The organism is Quadrisphaera sp. RL12-1S (assembly GCF_014270065.1).
In the GTDB taxonomy this organism is placed as follows: domain Bacteria; phylum Actinomycetota; class Actinomycetes; order Actinomycetales; family Quadrisphaeraceae; genus Quadrisphaera.
Genome location: NZ_JACNME010000008.1, coordinates 25,811 through 40,396 on the forward strand (window position 1 = coordinate 25,811; position 14,586 = coordinate 40,396).

The following is a 14,586-nucleotide window of genomic DNA, read 5'->3' on the forward strand; positions in this document are numbered from 1 at the left end:
AGCGAGGCTCCGCGGCTCAGGACCCCCACCGGGTGAGGAACCTCGCCCGGCTAGGTTGAGGAGCCGTGACCGCGACCGTGCTCGACCCGTCCCCGGTGGCCGCGGCCTTCCGCGACCAGGTCCGCGCTGACGTCCAGCGCCTCGCCGAGCAGGGGCGCTCGCTGCGCGTGGTCGGGCTCATCAGCCAGGAGAAGGGCCCTGCGGCCACGTACGCGCGGTACGCCCAGCGGGGGTTCGAGGACGTCGGCATCGAGCTGGACCTGCGCCGCACCACCGCGGCGCAGGCGGAGGCGGCCGTCGCCGCGGCCAACACCGACGCCGACGTGGACGGACTGTTCCTCTACTACCCGCTCACCGACCGCACCGGCGACCGGTGGCTGCGCGAGCTGGTGGACCCCCGCAAGGACGTCGAGGGCATGCACTCCTTCTGGGGGCGGCTCCTGTACGAGAACACCCGCTTCGTGGACCCCGAGCGCACGGTCCGGGCGATCCTGCCGTGCACGCCGCTGGCCGTCCTGAAGCTGCTCGAGGCGGCGGGCCTGCACAGCGACCGCGAGAACGCGCCGCTGGAGGGCGTGACCGCGTGCGTCATCAACCGCAGCGACGTGGTGGGCCGCCCGCTGGCGGCGATGCTCGCCAACGACGGCGCCCGCGTGCACTCCCTGGACCTGTCGGGGCCGCTGACGTTCGAGCCCGCGATCGGCCGTCACGCGCACGACGTGCGGGCCTCCGACGTCGACCGCCGCGCGGCGCTGGCCCAGGCCGACGTGGTCATCTCGGCGGTGCCCTCGCGCGACTTCGAGCTGGTCCGCGGCGAGGAGGTCAAGGAGGGGGCGATCTGCGTGGACGTCGCCGAGTACACCAACTTCGCCCCGTCCGTGCAGGAGGTGGCACGCGTCTTCGTGCCGCGGGTGGGTCCGCTGACCATCGCGATGGCGGCGCGCAACCTCGTGCGGCTGGCGTCGGCGCGGCAGCCCCGGAGCTAGCTGCCCGCCCTGCGCCAGCGGAGCCTCCGCGCGCGCCGCCGCAGCGGGTGCTGCCACAGCAGGTCCTCCGGCTCGGCGTGCGTGAGGTACAGGTAGACCGACGCGGCCGCCCACGCGACCTCCGTGTCCTCGGTGAGCGCGTCGGCGGTCGGCACGTCCAGCCCCCGCGCCCTCCCCCACGCCGCCCCGTCGGCCGTGTGGTCGCCGGAGTAGCCGAGCGCCGGCACCTCCTCCTGGGCCCGCGCCAGCAGGCTCGAAGCGATCCCGCGGCGCCGGTGCGCGGGCGCGGTGTGGACCAGCTCGACGTCCTCGTCGAAGGCGAGGAACGCGACCGGGACCAGGGCACCGCGGCGGCGCTCGAAGGCCGCGAGCAGCCGGCAGGTGGTGAGGTCGCGGGCGTCGACCTCCGCGCACACCAGTCGGCGCACGAGCCCACCTCCCCCTGCGAGCGCGGCGGACGCCGGTGGTGCGGATGATGCCCCCGCAGCGGTGCCCTGTCGACGTCCCACGCCGGGCCGACCGAGACGACCCCGCTGGTCCTCCCGCGGGAGGAGGGCCGCCCGGTGCACGGAGCCTCGCGGTGGACGCGCCGTCCCGGGGACCCGAAGCACCATCACGACGACGGTGGCCGGCGCGGCGAGGAGGACGGCGTGGACGCAGCGGTGCGGCCGACGGGCGGCTGCAGCTGCGGCGGGGGCAGGGGTGGGCGCTGGCCCTGACCGCCGCCGCGGTGCTGGGACTGGCGGCCCTGGTGGGCGGCACCGCCGTCGTCGTCCATCACCGCGCGGTGAGGTCCCGGGCCACCGAGCCGGACCTCGCCGGCGGCTAGCGTGGTGGCGTCACCGAGGACGACCAAGACGGAGCGCGCCGTGACCTCCCAGCAGAGCGCCGACCAGACCGCCGACCAGAGGCTCGCCGTCTGGAGCACCCTGGACGACCCGCGCGTGCTGCGCCTGCTGCTCGCCGCCCGCCCAGGGTGGGTGGTGCTCGACGCCCAGCACGGCGCGTGGACTGACCGCTCCCTCACCGACGTCCTGCTCTCGCTGGAGACGGACGTGCCCGTGTGGGTGCGCCTCGCGGACGACCGCGCCAGCGGCATCGGCCGCGCGCTGGACGCGGGCGCCGCCGGCGTCGTCGTCCCCCTGGTCGAGTCGCCCGAGCAGGCCGCGGCTGCGGCCGCGGCCTGCCGCTACCCGCCCCGGGGCCGTCGCAGCTTCGGTCCGATGCACGGCCTGGTGGGACGCACCGCGCCGAGCACGTCCGAGGCGGACGCCGCGGTGCGCTGCGCCGTCATGGTGGAGACAGCGGCGGGCCTGGCGCGCGCGGCCGACATCGCCGCGGTCCCCGGGGTCGACATGGTGTTCGTGGGCCCGAACGACCTGTCGCTCTCGCTGGGCACCACGCTGGACGCGCTGCTCGCCGACGACGGCGAAGGCGCACCGCTGCCGGCCGTGGTCGCCGCGTGCCGCGCGGCGGGCGTGCGCGCGGGCGCGTTCGGGGGCGGCGCCGAGCGCGGCCGCCGTCTGCTGGAGCTGGGGTTCACCGACGTGGTGGTCGCCACGGACACCGGGCTGATCAGCGCCGCTGCCGTCGCCGCTGTCGGGTGACCGCCGCCGGCCAGCTGTCTCCCGTCCGGGTGCGGCGCTGCCGGTCAAGGCGGTGCAGCGGCGGACCGATGCCTCTGGCGTGCTGAACTCCGTCGGGTCACGCCTGGGCGCCGCCTTCGCCGCGCTGACGGCCCTCACCGTCCTGTGCGGCGGCACCGGGCTGTGGGCGCTGCAGCAGGAGCAGCAGCGCAGCGAGTCGCTCGCAGCGCTCCAGGTGACCGCGCGCAAGGCGGAGCGCATCGAGTACTACAACACCGACGTCTCCGGCTGGCAGGCGTACGTCTACGCCCAGGCCGTGACGGACGGCGTGCCGTCGCTGGCCACCAACACCTACAACGTGGACGGGCTCGCCACCTCCCGCAAGGAGGGTGACGCCCTGCTCGCCAGCTTCAGCGCCGGTGAGCTGTCCCCCGGCGAGGAGGCCTCGCTGGGGAAGGTCCGCGACCTCTGGACCACGTACTTCCAGGAGACCGACGAGCTCCTGGAGCTCACCCGCACCGACACCCCCGCGTCGAGCCGACAGGCGTACGACGTGCTGAACGGTCCGCTGGACACCAGCTGGCAGCAGCTGAACGAGGCCACGGGCACCCTGGTGGGCCAGCTCGACGAGCGCACGAAGGCCGCCCACGAGGCCACCGACGCCGCCACGCGCCGGCTCCAGCTGCTGCTCCTGCTCACCACCGTCCTGGCCGTGGTCCTGGCGGCCGTGGCCGCCCCCCGGGTGACACGCTCGATCACCGGCCGGCTCACCGCGGTGGTGGGAGTGGTGCGGGGGCTGGCCGAGGGCCGCCTCGACCAGCGCGCCCCCGTGGGGCGGCGGGACGAGATCGGGGTCCTGGCCACCGCCACCAACGAGTCCCTGGACACCTTCTCCGCGCTGGTGCGCGGGCTCACCACCGACGCGCGGACCCTCAGCTCCTCCGTGGCCGGGCTGCGCTCCTCCGCCGTCCAGCTGTCCCAGGAGGCGACGACGACGTCGGCGACCACCGCCGAGGTGGCCGGCACCACCGACCGCATCAGCGCGGACATCGCCACCGTGGCGGCCGCCGGGGAGCAGATGACCGCGGCCATCCAGTCCATCTCGGAGTCGACCCTGTCGGCGTCCCAGGTGGCCGGAGACGCCGTGCAGGCCGCCGACGCCGCGCAGTCGACCATCGAGCGCCTCAGCACCTCCAGCCGCGAGATCGGCGAGGTGGTCGCCCTCATCACGGCCATCGCGGGCCAGACCGACCTGCTGGCCCTCAACGCCACCATCGAGGCGGCGCGGGCCGGCGAGGCCGGCAGGGGCTTCGCGGTGGTGGCCGACGAGGTCAAGCAGCTGGCGCGCCAGACCGCCGAGGCCACCGACCAGATCACCGCCAAGGTCAGCGCCACCCGGGTGGACGCCGAGGCCGCCGGCAGCGCGCTGCGCGGCATCGGCCAGGTCATCACCCGCATCGACGCCCTCCAGGGCACCATCGCCGCGGCCGTGGAGGAGCAGGCGGCGACCACCGCCGAGATGGTCCGCACCGTCTCGGCCGTGGCCCGCGGCAGCGAGCAGATCGCGCGGACCGTGTCCGACGTGGCCGCCACGGCGCAGGACACCACGCGCACCGCCGCGGACACCGAGGCGGTCACCTCCGAGGTGGCCGCCGTGGCGGAGTCGCTCGAGCGAGCCGTGGCCACCTTCCGCCTCTGAGCCACCGGGCGGCGGGAGGCAGGCGGCAGGCGGCAGGCAGCGGCCGGGAGGCACCCGGCGCGGCCGCGGGTCGGCAGTGCCGAGGCGTGCGACCCTGGTGGAGCGCGCACCTGCGCGCACGCCGTCGAAGGGGGCGGGCACCGTGGCTTCCGACGGACCTGCGCACGACGACCGCTCCTCGCGGGAGCAGCTGCGGCGCCAGCACGACGAGACCGTCGAGCGGCGGGCCTCCGACGCCGTGCAGCGCCGCCGTGCCGCGGTGGACCTGTGGCGCCACCAGCGCGACGACGAGGACCGCCGCCGCCAGGAGGGTGAGCAGCAGCGCACCGCCGAGCGCCGCGCCCGCGACGAGCAGGTGCGCCTGCGCCACGCCGCCGAGGACGAGGAGCGGCGCCGGCAGCGGGTGCTGGAGACCGCCCTGCGCCGCGAGCGCGTGGTGGCGCACCTGGCGCGCTCCGACCCAGCGCGCCAGGAGGACCTCCTGCGCGCCCACGAGGACGTCGAGCGGGCACGGGTGAAGTGGCAGGAGGCCGACGCCGTGCGCCGCCAGTGGCCCTCGCGCTGGCCGTGGTGAGCGCGGCGCCGGGCGCCGGCGGGGCGCCGCCGGACTTCGTGCGAGCACCGAACCAGGCCGACCGGCCGGAGGTCTACGAGCTCGAGAACACCGCGATGGACCCCTCGGGCCTGGTGCTCGACGCCCTGCGCGAGCTGGCCCCGTGGCGGGGCCGCAGGCTGCTCGACCTCGGCTGCGGTGCGGGGTACTGGCTGCCCGGGTACACCGCCGAGGCCGCGGAGGTGGTCGGGGTGGAGCCCGACCCCTCGCTGCTGCCCCTGGCGGCCGCCCGTCCGGGGGGTGCCCGGGTGCTGCAGGGGTCGGCCGAGCACCTGCCGCTGCCGGACGCCAGCGTCGACGTGGTGCACGCGCGCTTCGCCTACTTCTTCCCGCCGGGCTGCGACGCCGGGCTCGCGGAGGTCCGCCGCGTGCTGCGCCCGGGTGGGTCGCTGGTGGTGGTCGACAACGACCACCGCGCGGGCGAGTTCGCCGAGCTGCTCGCCGCCAGCCCGTGGGCCGCCTACCAGGGGGCCGCCGGTGCGACGGACGCGTGGTGGGCCCAGCGCGGGGCCGTGCGCCGCGAGGTCATGAGCAGCTGGGACTTCCAGCGCCGCGCGGACCTCCAGGCGGTGCTGCGGCTGGAGTTCCCGCCGCAGGTCGCCGGCCCGTGGCTGGCGGCGCACCCGGGTGCCCTGTCGCTGAGCTACGGCTACGTCCTCTTCTGCGTCACCGCCTGAGCGTCCCAGCCGGCCACGCGCAGCACGGCGGCGGCCACCTCGGCGGGGCCCATCCCGTCGACGTCCACCACGTGGTCGTCGACCCCGGCCGCCTCCAGCACCCCGTGCAGCTCGGCGCAGCGGTCCAGGTGCCACCGCAGCCCGTCGTCGTCGGCGTGGCGGGCCTGGAGGCGCTCCCGCACGGTGGCGACGTCGGCCCGGAGCCGCACCACCACCAGCGGCGACTCGAGCGCCCGCTCGCACCGCTCGCGGGAGGCGCGGTCCTCCAGCACCCCGGCCAGCACCAGGCGCTGGGCGCCGGCGCGGCGGAGGTTGGCGGCCACGTCCCGCAGGTTGGCCAGCGCGAGCTCCTGCTGGAACGGGTCGTGCGCGGGGGCCGGCCAGGCCCGGCGCAGCTCGTCGAGGTCCACCCGGGCGTGGGCGGCGCCCCGCTGGTCGAGCAGGTGGCCCAGCTGCTCGGCGGTGGTGGACTTCCCCGCGCCGACGGTGCCGTTGAGCAGCAGCGCCGCTGCCGGGCGGGTGGGCTCAGGCGGCCTGGGCGCCTCCCCGCCGGCGAGGGCCGCCGCCCCGGTCCGCACGGCGTCGCGCCAGACGGGCGGCACCCACGCGAACCCGCCGCCGTCGACCAGGGCCAGGGCGTGCGCGGCGACCTCCTCGGGCGCCATCCCCTCCGGGGACATGCCCGTGCGGACGAGGTCGGGGCAGACGGCGTGCACGCGCACCGGGGTCCCCTCCAGCGCCATCGCCGCGTGCCGGGCGACGGCGAGGACGGCGTGCTTGGACGGCCCGTACGCGCCACCGCCCCCGAAGACGGCGGCCCCCGCGAGCGAGGCGGTGATGACCACGTGCGCGGGCTCCCCGGTCGCGAGCAGCCGCGGCACGAAGGCCCGCAGCCCGTTGACCACCCCGCCGAGGTTGATGTCGAGCACGCGGCGCCAGTCCTCGGCGGGCACCTCCCACGGCGCCCCCAGGTGCTCGCCGAGGACGCCGGCGTTGAGGAACAGCCAGCGCGCGTCGGGCGCGCTGCGCGCCAGCTGCTCGACCTGGGCGGGGTCGGCGACGTCCACCCGCTCCGCCCGGCCCCCGGTCTGGGCGGCCACGGCCCGGGCGGCCCCGAGGTCGACGTCCGCGACGACGGGCCGCACGCCCCGGTCGCCGAGCGCACGGGCGAGGGCGGCGCCGATGCCGCTGCCGCCGCCGGTGACCACCGCCACCGCTCCTGAGGACGACGACCAGGACGACGACGAGGACGTGCGGGGGGCTCCGGCGCGGGTCGTGATCACCGGCCCATGCTGCCGGACCCACCCGGTGGACGCTCGGGTCGCCGAGGGCGCCTTGCGGTGTAAGGCTCGACCTGAGGGGCCCTGGCCCCGCCGACCACGACCCCGTCGACGCACCTCGTCGACCGATCTCCGGGAGACGCCGTGCCCTTCCTGCTCGCCACCAGCTTCCGCCGCTGGCTGCTCCTGTCCGTCGCCGTGCCCGTCGGCGCCGCGGTGGCGCGCAAGGCCGCCCGCAGCATCGAGGCCCGCCGCGGCCCCAGCGTGGTGACCAAGGGCCTGACCAAGGCCGCTGACGCCGCGCAGCGCAGCAAGAAGGGCCGCAAGGGACGCCGGGACCGCACGGGCCGCTGACGCGGCGCCGCCGCCCGAGCGGTTCCCGCGCCACCCACCACGGGGCGCTGGACCGGCAAGGACTCCCCTACGGTGGGACGCGTGTCCGACGCTCCTGAGCCCCTGCGCGGCAGCGGTGACGGCGACGTCCGGAGCGGCCCCGCGGCGGCACCGGAGGACGAGGAGGCGCTGGTCGAGGAGGAGGAGCGGGCCCTGCGGCGCGCGGCAGAGCTCCGCGAGCAGCTGGAGCCCGTCGGCAGCGCCGAGCAGGCGCGGCTGGAGCAGGAGCAGGACCGGCTCGCCGACCGGCTCGACGCGCTGGCCGACGCCTTCGACACCGAGGCCGAGCGCCGCGACCGCGCGGCGGAGGCCCGCGACACCCGGGCCCTCGTCCGTGACCGCGCCGCCGCCGAACGCGCCGCCGCGGCGGGGCTGCCCGACGCCGGGGCGCTGGACCGCCAGCACGCGGCGGTGGCCCGCGACTGGGCGGCCAGCGACCGCGTCGAGGCCCGCACCGACCGGCGCCGGGCGGCGCGGGCCCGGCGCGCGGCTGCCGACGAGCGCCGCGCCGCCACTACTGAGAGTCATGACGGCGAGACGCAGGATGACGACGCGCCGAGCTGATCCGCTGACCCCCGGACCGAGCGGGGACGTGCGGCCGCCCCGGCGGGTGGAGCGCCCGGGGCGCCCCTAATCTCGAGGGGTGGAGCGAGCGTCGACCGTCCTCGACGCGGTCCCCAGCTCCATCGCAGCCGCCCGTGCGGTGGTGCGCGAGCGCTGCCGCGCGTCCGGCGCATCCGGCCTGTCCACCGACCTCGCCGTCCTCCTCACCAGCGAGGTGGTCACCAACGCCGTCCTGCACGCCGCCAGCCGCGCGCGGCTGAGCGTCATCGCCACGACCGAGACGATCCGGGTGGAGGTCGGCGACGACAGCACGGAGCTGCCGCAGGTGCTGCGGCTGCGCCGCGGCTCCCCGCACGGTCGGGGCATGGCGCTGCTGGAGGACCTCGCTGACGCGTGGGGTGTGCAGGAGGAGCCCGGCGGCAAGGTCGTCTGGTTCACCCTGTCCAGCGACCGCCACCTCTGAGGCCCGCGTGGGCCCTACCGTCGACGCCGCGTCACCGGCGGACCTGGAGCGGCTCCTCGCGCTCTGGGCGGCGGCGTTCCCGGGCCAGCCCGCCCCCGACCTCGCCCGAGCGCTCGACGAGGGGCGCGCGGTGGTCCTGCGCGGCCCGGACGGTGTCACCGCGGCTGCCCTGTCCAGCTCCGTCGACGCCCGCCCGCGGGAGAGGCGGCTGACGCTGCTGGCCGCGGACCTGGAGTCCTGGCTGGACGCGGAGCGGGCCGCCACCACGCCGGGCGGCCGGCTCGGGGCGGGCGTCGACTACTGGCACGTCACCGTGCGTGAGGACGCTGCGCTCTCCCTCGAGGGGGTGCGGCGCGCTGGCTACGCCCTCGCCAGCCGCTCCTGGGGCGCCCGCCTGGACGTCGACGACGACGACCTGCACGTCCTCCACCGCCGGGCGCAGGCAGCTCTCGGCAGAGGCCTGCGCCTGCACCGGCTCGACCGCGCTGACGCGGGTCCGGCCCACCGGCTGCTGCGGAGCTGCCGCGCCGACTTCCCCGCCACCCCGGCGACACCGCCCCCCGACCACGACCTCGACGACGTGGTGGCCGCTCTGACCGGCCCGGGGCGCGTCGGGTACGGCGCGACCGCCTCCGCCGCCGCGGGCGGCGGTGGCCGCCTGGTCGCCGTGACGCTGCTGGAGGTCGACGAGGACGGCCGCAGCGCGGACACCGACCTCACGGCGGTCGCTGCGGACCAGCGGGGGCGCGGCGTCGCCACCGCCCTGAAGGCGTTCGCCGTCGTCGACCTCGCCTCGCGCGGGGTGCGGACGTTCCGCACCGGCGGGGCCGAGGTCAACGAGGCGTCCCTGCGGGCCAACCGCCGGCTGGGCTACCGGGTCGAGCCGCTGTGGCTCACCTGGTCGCGCCCCGCCGGCTGAGCGCCTGCCCAGACCGAGGACGAGACCCGAGGAGCAGGCCCGGCGTCAGGCCTCCACCGAGACGTCGGTGAGGGGCTTGGAGCAGCACAGCAGCACCTTGCCCATCGTCACCTCGCGCGGACGGATGCCGCCCTGGTGCTGCATGTCGACCTCGCCGTCCACCAGCGTGGTCTTGCAGGTGCCGCAGACGCCCTCGCTGCACGAGGACGGCGGGGTCAGACCGGCGCGGAACGCCGCCTGCAGGATCGTCTCGTCGCGTCCGCAGCGGATGGAGCGACCGCTGCGCGTGAACTGCACGGCGAAGCCCTCCTCCGCCTCGGCGGGGGCACCGGCGGAGTCACCGGCAGAGGCGTCGGCCACGCGCTCGACGTCCGGGGCGTCGAGCGAGGGCTCCGCGGAGGCGTCGCCCAGGTCGAGCCGCTCGAAGCTGAACGTCTCCTGGTGGTACTGCTCCGCCGGCAGCCCGGCGGCGAGCAGCGCGGCGCGGACGGCGTCCATGTACGGCGGCGGCCCGCAGACGAAGACCTCCCGGTCGGCGAAGTCCGGCACCGCGGCGGTGAGCATCGGGCCGTCCAGCTGGCCGACGAGCCCGGACCAGCCGGGCTCGTCACCGGTCTCCGCGACCACGTGCTCCACCCGCAGCCACGGGTGCAGCGCCTCCAGGGCCTCGAGCTCCCGGCGGAAGATGATGTCCGCGGGAGTGCGGGCGCTGTGCACGAAGACCACGTCGGCGTCGCGGCCGAGGTCGGCCAGCGTCCGCGTCATGGACATCAGCGGCGTGATGCCGCTGCCGGCGGACAGGAACAGGTACCTGCCCGACGGGTGGCGGCTGTGGCTGAACACGCCCAGCGGCGGCTGCACCCGCAGGGCGGTGCCGGGCCGCACCGTGTCGTGCAGCCACGGGGAGACCACCCCGCCCGGCTTGCGCTTGACCGTGATGGACAGCGCGTGGGGCCGGGTGGGCGGGGAGGAGACGGTGTAGGAGCGCAGCACCTCGGTGCCGTCCACGTCCAGGCGCAGGGTGATGAACTGCCCCGGCTCGAAGTGGAACAGGTGCGGCTGCGGGGAGGCGAAGGTGAACGTCTTCACGTCGTGCGTGACGTCCAGCACCGCCTGGCAGACGAGCAGCGACTCGTCCTCCTCGTCGCCCCAGGTGGTCAGGCCGCCGGGGTGGGGCGGGGCCTGCGGGGCCGGCGCGGCCCCGGTGGTGGGGGCGGTCGCGGCGCTGGTCATGCGGTGGCCTCCACGCCCAGGTGCTCGCGCAGGCGGGTGACGTACCAGTTCACGAAGCCCTCGACCTGGTCCTCGACCATCGAGTACGGACCGGGCACGTAGCTCGGGTCGCCGCAGCCGATCTGGGTGTTGGTCACCAGCACCCGGTCCTGGTCGTTGGTGGCGTTCCAGACGGTGCACAGGCTCTCGAGGTCGTAGTCCACGCCCTCCTCCGCGTCCGGGTGCACCAGCCAGGTGGTGCGCAGGACGCTGGTGGTGGGCGACGTGGGCATCACCGAGAAGACCACGGCGTGGTCGCCCAGGAAGTGGAACCAGCTGTTGGGCTGCATGTGCAGCGACAGGTCGCCGAAGGCGGCGTCCTTGACCTCGCCGATGAGCTTGGAGCACACGGCGGCGCCGTTCTCGGCGAAGGACTTGCCCTCGCCGTCCAGCGGCAGGTGCGAGAGCTGGAAGCCGACCTGGCGGGTGTCCAGCTGCATGTGGTCCTGCAGCGGCGTGCCCTGCTCGCGGCGCTTCTCGGCGAGGGCGTCCGCGGCCTTCGTGTACCTGTCGAAGAGCGGCTTGAGACGAGGGGTGATGTCCTCCTCGTCGTAGGCGAAGATCGGGAAGTAGGCGCTGGTGAGCTCGGGGTGGCCGTCGCAGTGGTAGCACTCGCGGTTGTTCTCCATGACGAGCTTCCAGTTGCCCGCCTCCGGCAGGTCCACCTGACGGGCGACCTTGGCCTTGTCCAGCTGGTAGGGCGCCAGGTGCGGCTCGACGATCTTCGCGACCTCGTCGAAGTCCGCCGGGGCCTCGGGTGCCAGGCAGATGAAGACCAGGCCGGCGAGGTTGCGCACGTGCACCGTGCGCAGCGAGAAGCAGGTCTTGTCGAACGTGGGGGGCTGGGACTCGGCGTGCAGCAGCGAGCCGTCGAGGGCGTAGGTCCAGCGGTGGTAGGGGCACACGATGTTGCCCACGAAGCCCTTGTCCTCCAGCAGCCGCGAGCCGCGGTGCCGGCAGACGTTGTGGAAGGCCGCGATCTGGTCGTCGTCGTCGCGCACGACGATGACGGAGGCCTTGCCGACCTCCACGGTGACGAAGTCGCCCGCCTCGGGGATCTCGGCGGCCGCGGCCACGAAGATCCAGTTCTGGGTGAAGATGACGTCGATGTCGAGGTCGTAGACCTCCTGGCTGGTGTAGAAGCCGCCCTCCAGGCTGTAGCCCTTCTGGCGCCGCGCGACCAGCTCAGCGGCGCTCGCACCGGGCGCTGGGGCGGCGGTCGCGGAGGCCGGGCTGCTCGCGGCGGTGGGCGGCGTGAGCTGAGTGGTCATGGGGCTTCCCTTCGGACCGGCTTCTCCGGTGTCGCACGGGCGGGCGCTGTCGGTGGGCCTGGCGGGTCTCGCGGGCGTCATCGCCCGGGAGTTTCATCTGGTGAAACTGTCTCGCTGTGTGGTACGGCAGATCTTGGAACCACGGCCCGGCGCTGTCAAGGGGTGCCGCCGCGATCCGCAGCAGACTCGCCGAACCGCCGTAGTGTTCCGGGATGCGGAACGACGGCGGTGACAGCAGCGGGGCCACCGGCGGCGCGCGCGAGGGCACGGTCCAGTCGGTGGACCGGGCCGTCTCGCTGCTGCAGGCGCTGGCGGCGCGGGGCCCCTCGGGCCTGACGGACCTGGCGGCGGGGGTGGCCATCCACAAGGCGACGGCGTTCCGCCTGCTCGCCACGCTGGAGGCGCGCGGACTGGTCCAGCAGGACGGTGACCGCGGCCGCTACCGGCTCGGTCCCTCCGCCGGCCAGCTGGCCGCCGGGGCGGCGGGCGCCCAGGACGTCACCGCCCTGTGCCGCCCCCTGTGCGCCCAGCTGGCCGAGGAGGCCGGCGACACCGTGAACCTCGTGGTGAGCGACGGCGTGCAGATCACCACCGTCGACCAGGCCGCCGGCAGCGCCATCGTGGCCAGCACCGACTACGTGGGGCGCCGCGGTCCCCTGCACGCCACCGCCGCGGGCAAGGTGTTCCTCGCCGAGTGGCCCGAGCAGCACCTGGCGGACCTGTGCCGCGCCGGCCTGGAGCGGTTCACCGAGCACACCCTGGTGGACCGCGCGGCCCTGGGCGAGGACCTCCGCAAGGTGCGCGAGCGCGGGTGGGCGGTGGCCCAGGAGGAGCACGAGGCGGGCCTGGTGGTGGTGGGGGCGCCCGTGCGGGGCGCCGACGGCGCGGTGGTCGCCGCGATGACCGTGGGGGGCCCCACGTACCGGATGACCCCTGAGTCGCTCCCCGGGACCGCGGCCCGCGTCGTGGCGGCGGCGACCCGGGCCTCGTGGCGCCTGGGCGCGGTCAAGCCCGGCTGAGCCGGCGGCAGAGCACCGCCGGCACCGGGCCTCGCCACGGCTCAGTCCGCGACCGGGACCCGCCGCGCGGCCGCGGCGTCCTCGGCCTCGACCACCGAGACCGTCCGGCTGGACGCCGCCGGGGCGGCGGGCGGCACCGCGGGGAACTGCCCGGTGACCGGGGCCTTGTCGCCGCGCAGGTCCTTCAGCAGGGCCCAGCACAGCAGCACCATGACCACGAGGAACGGGGTCGCGGCGATGATCGTGAGGTTCTGCAGCGCCTTGAGGCCGCCCGCGTAGAGCAGGACGACGGCCACCACGCCGGTGATGGCGCCCCAGGAGGCGGTGAGCCAGCGGCGCGGCTCGTCGTCGCCGTGGCTCGACAGGGACGCCATGACGATGCTCGCGGCGTCCGCGCCCGACACGAAGAAGATCGCCACCAGGACGACGACGACGATCGAGGTGAGCCCGGACCACGGGAACAGCGCGAGCAGGTTGAACATCTGCACGTTCTGGTCGTCGCTGGCCAGCACGTCGAGCGCGCCGGTCAGCTGGGCGTTGATGGCGGTGCCGCCGAAGACGGAGAACCAGACCAGGCTCACCAGCGTGGGGATGAGCATGACGCCGACGACGAACTCGCGGATGGTCCGGCCGCGGGAGATCTTGGCCAGGAACGCCCCCACGAAGGGCGTCCAGGACATCCACCACGCCCAGTAGAAGATCGTCCAGGCGGACAGCCACTCCTGGCCGCCGAAGACTCCGGTGCGCAGCGACATGCGCGGCAGCCCGGCGAGGTAGTTGCCGGCGGCGTTGGGGGCCATGTCGAGGATGAACACGGTCGGGCCCACCACGAACAGGAACAGGAGCAGCAGACCGGCCAGCACCATGTTGGTGTTGGACAGGATCTTGACGCCGCGCTCGATGCCGCTGACGGCGCTGATGATGAAGCAGACCGTGAGCACCGCGATGATGCCCACCTGCCAGCCGGTGCTGCTGGCCACGCCGAAGACCTGCGAGAGGCCCCCGTTCATCTGGGCGGCGCCCAGGCCCAGGCTGACCGCCGAGCCGAAGACGGTGGCGAGGATGGCGAGGACGTCGATGGCCTTGGCGGCGCCGCGCCCGCGCGGGCCGCGCAGCAGCGGCGCGAAGGCCGCGGAGAAGCCGCCCGGGCGGCCCTTGCGGTAGCTGGAGTAGGCCAGCGCCAGGCCGACGACGGCGTAGATGGCCCACGGGTGCAGGCCCCAGTGGAAGAGCGTGTACTGCATCGCCTCGTCGGCGGCCGCCGGCGTCCCACCGGTGACGTCGCCCTCCGGCGGGGTCATGAGGTGCGTGACGGGCTCGGTGACGCCGTAGAACATGAGGCCGATGCCCATGCCGGCGGAGAACATCATGGCGATCCAGGAGGCCCGGCTGAAGGCCGGGCGCTCGTCGTCCGCGCCGAGGCGGATCCGGCCGGTGCGGCTGAAGGCCAGGACCAGCGCGAGCGCCACGAACCCGGTGGCGCTGACGGCGAAGGCCCAGCCGAGGTTGCCGGTGATCCAGCCGAGGAGGTCGCTGCTGCCGGAGGCGAGCTGGTCCGGCACGGCGATGCCGACCACCACCAGGGCGACGACGACGACCGCGGAGACCGCGAGCACGGGGGTGTCGACGGGCCTGCGGCGGTGTTCGGACGGGGGGGCTGCGTGGTCGAGCGACATGGTGCGGTCCTCTCACGTCAGGCGGCGCGGCCAGGTCCAGCTGGGGCGGTGAGGAGCACCCTAGGAGCGGAGCGGGCAGCGCTGCCGCGTGTGACCTGGATGTAACACCTTTTCTGATGCATCAGTCTGCGGTCAAGGGGTGCGGACGGTGGGCCCGTCCAGCGACCG

Annotated in this window: 16 protein-coding genes; 11 read left to right on the forward strand and 5 right to left on the reverse strand. The window is 75.5% G+C overall.

Features of this window, described 5'->3' with window-relative positions:
* The first annotated feature begins 65 nt into the window (after nucleotides 1-65).
* Nucleotides 66-986: a bifunctional methylenetetrahydrofolate dehydrogenase/methenyltetrahydrofolate cyclohydrolase gene (locus H7K62_RS24060; protein WP_186719652.1), complete on the forward strand. Its 921-nt coding sequence runs from the start codon at nucleotides 66-68 to the stop codon at nucleotides 984-986.
* Here H7K62_RS24060 and H7K62_RS14800 read toward each other — a convergent pair.
* The gene (locus H7K62_RS14800; RefSeq protein WP_186719654.1) at nucleotides 983-1,414 is read right to left on the reverse strand and encodes a GNAT family protein; all 432 of its coding nucleotides are present in this window, start codon (nucleotides 1,412-1,414) and stop codon (nucleotides 983-985) included. The genes H7K62_RS24060 and H7K62_RS14800 overlap by 4 nt on opposite strands.
* Nucleotides 1,415-1,566: 152 nt before the next feature.
* Here H7K62_RS14800 and H7K62_RS14805 point away from each other — a divergent pair, with 152 nt between their 5' ends.
* From H7K62_RS14805 to H7K62_RS14825, 5 genes are all read left to right on the forward strand, one after another.
* Nucleotides 1,567-1,815 carry a hypothetical protein gene (locus H7K62_RS14805; protein WP_186719656.1) on the forward strand — a complete coding sequence of 83 codons (249 nt, stop codon included), beginning with the start codon at nucleotides 1,567-1,569 and terminating at the stop codon, nucleotides 1,813-1,815.
* Nucleotides 1,816-1,855: 40 nt separating this feature from the next.
* The gene (locus H7K62_RS14810; RefSeq protein ID WP_186719658.1) at nucleotides 1,856-2,593 is read left to right on the forward strand and encodes an HpcH/HpaI aldolase family protein; all 738 of its coding nucleotides are present in this window, start codon (nucleotides 1,856-1,858) and stop codon (nucleotides 2,591-2,593) included.
* Between the two features lie 79 nt (nucleotides 2,594-2,672).
* Nucleotides 2,673-4,271 (forward strand): methyl-accepting chemotaxis protein, encoded by a 1,599-nt coding sequence (locus tag H7K62_RS14815; RefSeq protein ID WP_186719660.1) that lies wholly within the window; start codon nucleotides 2,673-2,675, stop codon nucleotides 4,269-4,271.
* Nucleotides 4,272-4,413: 142 nt separating this feature from the next.
* A complete protein-coding gene (locus tag H7K62_RS14820; protein ID WP_186719662.1) occupies nucleotides 4,414-4,845 on the forward strand; it encodes a hypothetical protein in 432 nt (143 codons plus the stop codon).
* On the forward strand, nucleotides 4,842-5,561 hold the full coding sequence (locus H7K62_RS14825) for a class I SAM-dependent methyltransferase (protein ID WP_370591791.1): 720 nt from the start codon (nucleotides 4,842-4,844) through the stop codon (nucleotides 5,559-5,561). Before H7K62_RS14820 ends, H7K62_RS14825 begins: the two co-directional genes overlap by 4 nt.
* Here H7K62_RS14825 and H7K62_RS24065 read toward each other — a convergent pair.
* On the reverse strand, nucleotides 5,534-6,844 hold the full coding sequence (locus H7K62_RS24065; RefSeq protein WP_222437659.1) for an SDR family NAD(P)-dependent oxidoreductase: 1,311 nt from the start codon (nucleotides 6,842-6,844) through the stop codon (nucleotides 5,534-5,536). The two genes, H7K62_RS14825 and H7K62_RS24065, sit on opposite strands and share 28 nt — an antisense overlap.
* A 141-nt stretch (nucleotides 6,845-6,985) precedes the next feature.
* Between H7K62_RS24065 and H7K62_RS14835 the strand changes: the two genes are divergently transcribed.
* The 4 genes from H7K62_RS14835 to H7K62_RS14850 all read left to right on the forward strand — a co-directional run bounded on the left by H7K62_RS14835 (nucleotide 6,986) and on the right by H7K62_RS14850 (nucleotide 9,180).
* Complete coding sequence (locus H7K62_RS14835; RefSeq protein WP_186719664.1) at nucleotides 6,986-7,195, forward strand: hypothetical protein; 210 nt, start codon at nucleotides 6,986-6,988, stop codon at nucleotides 7,193-7,195.
* An 81-nt stretch (nucleotides 7,196-7,276) separates the two neighbouring features.
* On the forward strand, nucleotides 7,277-7,798 hold the full coding sequence (locus tag H7K62_RS14840) for a hypothetical protein (protein ID WP_186719666.1): 522 nt from the start codon (nucleotides 7,277-7,279) through the stop codon (nucleotides 7,796-7,798).
* A gap of 79 nt (nucleotides 7,799-7,877) precedes the next feature.
* Nucleotides 7,878-8,261 (forward strand): ATP-binding protein, encoded by a 384-nt coding sequence (locus H7K62_RS14845; protein WP_186719668.1) that lies wholly within the window; start codon nucleotides 7,878-7,880, stop codon nucleotides 8,259-8,261.
* Between the two features lie 7 nt (nucleotides 8,262-8,268).
* Nucleotides 8,269-9,180, forward strand: coding sequence for a GNAT family N-acetyltransferase (locus H7K62_RS14850; RefSeq protein WP_186719670.1), 912 nt, complete (start codon nucleotides 8,269-8,271; stop codon nucleotides 9,178-9,180).
* Nucleotides 9,181-9,225: 45 nt separating this feature from the next.
* On the opposite strand, the gene H7K62_RS14855 is transcribed toward H7K62_RS14850, so the two are convergent.
* Together H7K62_RS14855 and H7K62_RS14860 are read right to left on the reverse strand one after the other, a co-directional pair.
* Nucleotides 9,226-10,413 (reverse strand): FAD-binding oxidoreductase, encoded by a 1,188-nt coding sequence (locus tag H7K62_RS14855; RefSeq protein ID WP_186719671.1) that lies wholly within the window; start codon nucleotides 10,411-10,413, stop codon nucleotides 9,226-9,228.
* Entirely contained in the window at nucleotides 10,410-11,723 is a 1,314-nt protein-coding gene (locus H7K62_RS14860) for an aromatic ring-hydroxylating oxygenase subunit alpha (RefSeq protein ID WP_186719673.1), read from the reverse strand. The genes H7K62_RS14855 and H7K62_RS14860 overlap by 4 nt, the downstream gene beginning before the upstream one ends.
* Nucleotides 11,724-11,935: 212 nt before the next feature.
* Here H7K62_RS14860 and H7K62_RS14865 point away from each other — a divergent pair, with 212 nt between their 5' ends.
* Nucleotides 11,936-12,742, forward strand: a complete 807-nt coding sequence (locus H7K62_RS14865) for an IclR family transcriptional regulator (protein WP_186719675.1) — start codon at nucleotides 11,936-11,938, stop codon at nucleotides 12,740-12,742.
* 41 nt (nucleotides 12,743-12,783) lie between these two features.
* On the opposite strand, the gene H7K62_RS14870 is transcribed toward H7K62_RS14865, so the two are convergent.
* Nucleotides 12,784-14,418 carry a BCCT family transporter gene (locus H7K62_RS14870; protein ID WP_186719677.1) on the reverse strand — a complete coding sequence of 545 codons (1,635 nt, stop codon included), beginning with the start codon at nucleotides 14,416-14,418 and terminating at the stop codon, nucleotides 12,784-12,786.
* Nucleotides 14,419-14,586: the final 168 nt, after the last annotated feature.

What these genes read in the sequence shown, in the direction of transcription:
- H7K62_RS14855 (WP_186719671.1), bottom strand. Translation starts at nt 10,413, where the DNA reads ATGACCAGCGCCGCGACCGCCCCCACCACCGGGGCCGCGCCGGCCCCG.
- H7K62_RS14870 (WP_186719677.1), bottom strand. Translation starts at nt 14,418, where the DNA reads ATGTCGCTCGACCACGCAGCCCCCCCGTCCGAACACCGCCGCAGGCCC.
- H7K62_RS14860 (WP_186719673.1), bottom strand. Translation starts at nt 11,723, where the DNA reads ATGACCACTCAGCTCACGCCGCCCACCGCCGCGAGCAGCCCGGCCTCC.
- H7K62_RS14865 (WP_186719675.1), top strand. Translation starts at nt 11,936, where the DNA reads ATGCGGAACGACGGCGGTGACAGCAGCGGGGCCACCGGCGGCGCGCGC.